This is a genomic window from Chitinivorax tropicus, assembly GCF_014202905.1.
Lineage (GTDB): Bacteria > Pseudomonadota > Gammaproteobacteria > Burkholderiales > SCOH01 > Chitinivorax > Chitinivorax tropicus.
The window spans coordinates 1-1585 of record NZ_JACHHY010000078.1 but is presented as its reverse complement, the minus strand read 5'-3'; the positions used below and the strand labels follow the sequence as shown (position 1 = coordinate 1585).

Genomic DNA, 1585 nt, shown 5'->3' with positions numbered 1-1585 from the left:
AAACCCAACAGCCGTTTCCTGGCGGCGGATGTAACCGGTGATGGCCGTACCGATGTGGTGCAGCTCTGGCGCAACGACGCCGGGCAGGCCGTGGCCACGCTGTGGGCCTCCAACGGCAGTGGCTACAGCAAGCAAAGCGACAGCATCCTGGGGCAATGGCGGGACGATGCTGTGTATCGGCTGTCGGATCAGGATGGTGACCGTCGGGTAGACCTGATCGGTACCTGGGTGGAAAACGACGGTCGGCAAGTGATTGCCAGTTGGCGCAGCGACGGCAGCCAGTTTGTACAACGTGGTGACTGGCGCAAGGATACCCGCTTCCTGGAAGCGGACTTCAACGGAGATGGTCGGCAAGACCTGCTGGAGATCCGCCATGATGTCAATGGCGATGCGGTGGCCAAGCAATGGCTGGCGAACGGTGCTGGGTACAGCGAAGGGCCGAGCGTGGTGTTGGGGCGCTGGCAGGCAGATGCGCAATACCTGACTGGTGACCTGAATGGCGATGGCCAATCAGATCTGCTGAGCATCGTGAAACGTGAAGATGGGCAAGCGATCGCTACCCTATGGCAGCAAGGCACGGCGGGGCTGGTCAAGGGCCAGGATGTGGAGCTGGGGCGTTGGGTGGTCGGCACTCGCTATGTGCTGGGTGATGCCAACGCTGATCGCAAGGCAGACCTGTGGGGAGTCAGCACCACTCCCTTGGATGTCAACAAAGTTGAGGTTACCTGTTGGTCACAGGTGGCGGGCAGCTTTGTCAAGAGGAGCGACGTTGAATATGGCCGACCCATTGCCAACCTGAATCGACTGGCGGTCGGTGATGTCAATGGAGATGGCCGGGGAGAATTGATAGCCGTCTTCTATCTGGCTGATCAAAGCCGACATGACTTTGCGGTATTTGCGATGGCCGCTGATCAGAAGTTGACGGTATGGGGAGACTATTGGAGTAGACAATATGGTGGTCACAGTTTCATCGTTGATACCGATGGCGATGGTCGTACAGATGTGCTGGAGGTCGTGAATTTCAAGGATGGCACCTTTGGGCTGACCAAGTTGACCGGCAACGTGAGCAACCAGTTGGCAATCGGGACCGACCTCAGTCTGGGAGCTGGCAAACCTGGTAGCCGCTTCCTGGCTGGCGAGGTGACGGGTGACCGCCGTAGCGATGTGGTGCAGCTCTGGCGCAACGACGCCGGGCAGGCCGTGGCCACGCTGTGGGCCTCCAACGGCAGTGGCTACAGCAAGCAAAGCGACAGCATCCTGGGGCAATGGCGGGACGATGCTGTGTATCGGCTGTCGGATCAGGATGGTGACCGTCGGGTAGACCTGATCGGTACCTGGGTGGAAAACGATGGTCGGCAAGTGATTGCCAGTTGGCGTAGCGATGGCAGCCAGTTTGTGCAACGTGGTGACTGGCGCAAGGATACCCGCTTCCTGGAAGCGGACTTCAACGGAGATGGTCGGCAAGACCTGCTGGAGATCCGCCATGATGTCAATGGCGATGCGGTGGCCAAGCAATGGCTGGCGAACGGTGCTGGGTACAGCGAAGGGCCGAGCGTGGTGTTGGGGCGCTGGCAGGCAGATGCGC

General features: G+C 59.9%; 1 pseudogene. It reads left to right on the top strand.

Annotated elements, in window-relative coordinates:
* Positions 1–1585, top strand: a pseudogene (locus tag HNQ59_RS19355) (hypothetical protein); the annotation flags it as partial.